This window comes from Tepidimonas sp., from assembly GCF_036824975.1.
GTDB lineage: Bacteria > Pseudomonadota > Gammaproteobacteria > Burkholderiales > Burkholderiaceae_C > Tepidimonas.
In genome coordinates, this window is sequence record NZ_DAISZC010000053.1 from 6,053 (window position 1) to 9,351 (window position 3,299).

The 3,299-nt window shown below is 67.8% G+C and carries 4 protein-coding genes; 3 read left to right on the forward strand and 1 reads right to left on the reverse strand.

Annotated features, from left to right (window positions below):
• A partial coding sequence (locus V7Z54_RS07190) for a penicillin-binding transpeptidase domain-containing protein (protein WP_334135461.1) occupies positions 1 to 1,287 on the forward strand: 1,287 nt, incomplete at its 5' end.
• A gap of 38 nt (positions 1,288 to 1,325) precedes the next feature.
• On the opposite strand, the gene cyaY is transcribed toward V7Z54_RS07190, so the two are convergent.
• On the reverse strand, positions 1,326 to 1,655 hold the full coding sequence (gene cyaY, locus V7Z54_RS07195; RefSeq protein WP_334135462.1) for an iron donor protein CyaY: 330 nt from the start codon (positions 1,653 to 1,655) through the stop codon (positions 1,326 to 1,328).
• 16 nt (positions 1,656 to 1,671) lie between these two features.
• Here cyaY and lptM point away from each other — a divergent pair, with 16 nt between their 5' ends.
• Positions 1,672 to 1,899 carry an LPS translocon maturation chaperone LptM gene (gene lptM, locus V7Z54_RS07200; RefSeq protein ID WP_334135464.1) on the forward strand — a complete coding sequence of 76 codons (228 nt, stop codon included), beginning with the start codon at positions 1,672 to 1,674 and terminating at the stop codon, positions 1,897 to 1,899.
• Between the two features lie 27 nt (positions 1,900 to 1,926).
• Positions 1,927 to 3,228 carry a diaminopimelate decarboxylase gene (lysA, locus tag V7Z54_RS07205; RefSeq protein ID WP_334135465.1) on the forward strand — a complete coding sequence of 434 codons (1,302 nt, stop codon included), beginning with the start codon at positions 1,927 to 1,929 and terminating at the stop codon, positions 3,226 to 3,228.
• Positions 3,229 to 3,299: the final 71 nt, after the last annotated feature.

Consider the following 3,299-nt stretch of genomic DNA (forward strand, 5'->3'; position numbering starts at 1 on the left):
GACAACGATCCGTTCCTAAGCGCCGTGGTGCTGTCGGTGCAGCCCAACCGGGTGGTGGTGGTGCGCGGCGACGACACGCCCATCGAAATCACCGGCAATGGGCTGGAGGCGGTTCGTTCGGCGCTGGCTGCCAACGCGCCGCCCAACATCGCGCTGCGGCCCGGGGCGGTGGTTCGCATCGCGCGCGTCGGCCAGAGCTGGGTGCTGACCCAGCTGCCGGAAGTCGAAGCCGCCTTCGTCGCTGTGGATCCGCGCGACGGCGGCATCCGTGCGCTGGTGGGCGGGTTCGACTTCGAGCGCAACAAGTTCAATCGCGTCACGCAGTCGCAACGCCAACCTGGCTCCAGTTTCAAGCCGTTCATCTATTCGGCCGCGCTGGAAAAAGGCATCATGCCGGCAACGGTCGTCAACGACGCGCCGCTGTTTTTCCCAGCCAGCGTCACCGGCGGCAAGCCGTGGGAGCCGAAAAACTACGACGGCCAGTACGACGGACCGATGACGGTGCGCACGGCGCTGGCCAAGTCGAAGAACATGGTGTCGATCCAGGTGCTGCGGGCAGTAGGCACGCAGTCGGCACAGCAATGGATCGAGCGCTTCGGTTTTGACCCTGAAAAACACCCCCCCTACCTGACGATGGCGCTGGGCGCCGGCGCGGTAACCCCGCTGGAGATGGCCGCCGGCTATGCGGTGTTTGCCAACGGAGGGTACTACCTGCCCCCGGTGTTGATCACCCGCATCGCCGACCCCAACGGCCGCGTGCTGCTCGAGGTGCCACCGCAGCAGCCCGACGATGCCCACCGCACACTGCCGCAGCGCAACGCGTTCGTGATGAGCCAACTGCTCAACGAGATCACGCGCTCGGGCACGGCGGCGCGCGCGCAGGCCACACTCAAGCGTCCGGATCTGTATGGCAAAACCGGTACCACCAACGACGCGCGCGATGCCTGGTTCGTGGGCTTTCACCCGACGCTGTCGGCTGCGGCGTGGCTAGGCTACGATACGCCGCGCAACCTGGGCCGGCGGGCCACTGGCGGCGCGTTGGCGCTGCCGATTTGGATCAGCTTCATGGAGCAGGCGCTGCGCAACGTGCCGGTGCAGACACCGGAGCCGCCGCGAGGCGTGGCGTGGCTGGATGGCGACTGGGTGTACGAGGAATATGCCGATGGTAGCTACGTGCGGCGGTTGGGCTTCGGCGACGCCCCGCAGTTGCCACCCGGGGAGGCCCCTCCGGACGACGAGGACGAGTCGCAGGAGCGGCGCGGCATCCTAGATCTGTTCCGACCTTAGCGGGGGCACCCAGCCCGCCAGGCGCGGAGAACGAGTTTTCAAGGACGAAACATCAGCGGCAAGCCGGCTTGCAGCGAGGCTTCACGCGACAAGTGGGCAAACAATTCACCCGCCCCCTTGGTATCCATCCAGCGCTGACCATCGAAGCGGTAGTGGTAGCCACCGCTGCGCGCCGCCATCCAGATTTCGTGCAGAGGCTTTTGCAGGTTGATGACGATCTGGCTGCCGTTGCGAAAAGTCAGCGTGACCATGCCGCCGACGCGCTGGTTGTCGATATCGGCGTCGGTTTCCTCGTTGATGCGGTCGCAGTTGAGCTCGACCACACGCAGCACGGCTTCGGCCCGGTCCAGATACTCGAGGTCGGTCATCACTACAATCGTCGGGATGGTTGCTCTGCAAACGATTGTAGGCCGCCGGGCGAAGCTGGCGGCTGTCGGTGTGGCGTTGACCCTGATGGGCTGCGGCCAAAAGGGGCCGCTGACGCTGCCGCAGGCCTTCGTCGGCCACGCGCTCACCCCCGCGGGCAGCCCAGCCGCCGTTCATGGCGCCGGTCAGGCTGTGGCCAGCGAACGGCCCGCCTCTGACGATGCAGCGCCCGGCGCTGCGGTCTGACCCCCGCTTCCCCACCGAGAACCCGTCATGTCCGCCCCTGAGTCCGTCGCCCTGCCTTTTTTGCCCGGGTCCCCGCACTTGCACTGGCGCGACGGCGAGCTGTGGGTGGAAGGCGTGCCCGTGACCGAGCTGGCACGCACCTATGGCACGCCGCTGTTCGTGTACTCCGCTGGCGCCATGCGCAGCGCGGCGGCGGCGTACCAGCGGGCCCTGGCCGGGCGCGACGCGCTGGTGTGCTATGCGATGAAGGCCAACGCCACGCTGGCGGTGCTGGAGCTGTTCGCCCGCGCCGGCTGCGGCTTCGACATCGTCTCGGGCGGGGAACTGGAGCGCGCGCTGCGCGCGGGTGCCGAACCGCAGCGCATCGTGTTTTCCGGCGTGGGCAAAACGCGCGCCGAGATGCGGCGCGCGCTGGAAGTGGGCATCGGCTGCTTCAACGTCGAGAGCCTGGCCGAACTGGACGTGCTCGATGAGGTCGCGCGTGCGCTGGGGTGTCGGGCGCCGGTGAGCCTGCGCGTCAACCCCGACGTCGACGCGCGCACCCACCCCTACATCTCCACCGGACTGCGCGACAACAAGTTCGGGATTGCGCACGAGCAGGCCTTGGCAGCCTACCGGCATGCCGCATCGCTGCCCGGGCTGGAGGTGGTTGGCATCGACTGCCACATCGGCTCACAAATCACCACCCTGGAACCGTATCTGGATGCGCTGGACCGCGTGCTCGACCTGGTGGAGCAAATCGAGGCCGCTGGCATTGCCTTGCCCCACCTCGATCTGGGGGGCGGACTGGGCATCACCTACCGCGACGAAACCCCGCCCACCATCGAAAGCCTGATCGGTGCGACGCTGCAGCGCCTGGACGCGCGCGGGCACGGCCAGCGGCGGCTGCTGCTGGAGCCGGGGCGTTCGCTGGTGGGCAACGCGGGCATCTGCGTGACCGAGGTGCTCTACACCAAGACCGGCCCACACAAAAATTTTCTGATCGTGGACGCTGGCATGAACGACCTGCCACGCCCGGCGATGTATGGGGCTTACCACGCCATCGTGCCGGTGCGTCCGCGCGCGGGCACGCCAACGGTATGGGACGTGGTGGGCCCGGTGTGCGAAAGCGGCGACTGGCTGGGCCGCGACCGCGCGCTGGTGGCCCAGGCGGGGGACTGGCTGGCCGTGGCATCGGCGGGCGCCTACTGCATGAGCATGGCCAGCCACTACAACTCGCGCGGCAGGGCGGCCGAAGTATTGGTCAGCGGCCCGCGCAGCCAGCTCATCCGCGCCCGCGAAGTGCCCAGTGACTTGTGGCGACAGGAGCGCGCGCTGGCCCTCGACTGAGCAAGACGCTAAAGACTGCCACCTACTTGTACGTGGTGGCCAGCTCGCGCGGCGTCACCGGATCATCGACC

Bases quoted from the DNA above. Each gene is read 5' to 3' on its own strand.
- cyaY (WP_334135462.1), bottom strand. From the start codon at position 1,655: ATGACCGACCTCGAGTATCTGGACCGGGCCGAAGCCGTGCTGCGTGTG.
- lptM (WP_334135464.1), top strand. From the start codon at position 1,672: ATGGTTGCTCTGCAAACGATTGTAGGCCGCCGGGCGAAGCTGGCGGCT.
- lysA (WP_334135465.1), top strand. From the start codon at position 1,927: ATGTCCGCCCCTGAGTCCGTCGCCCTGCCTTTTTTGCCCGGGTCCCCG.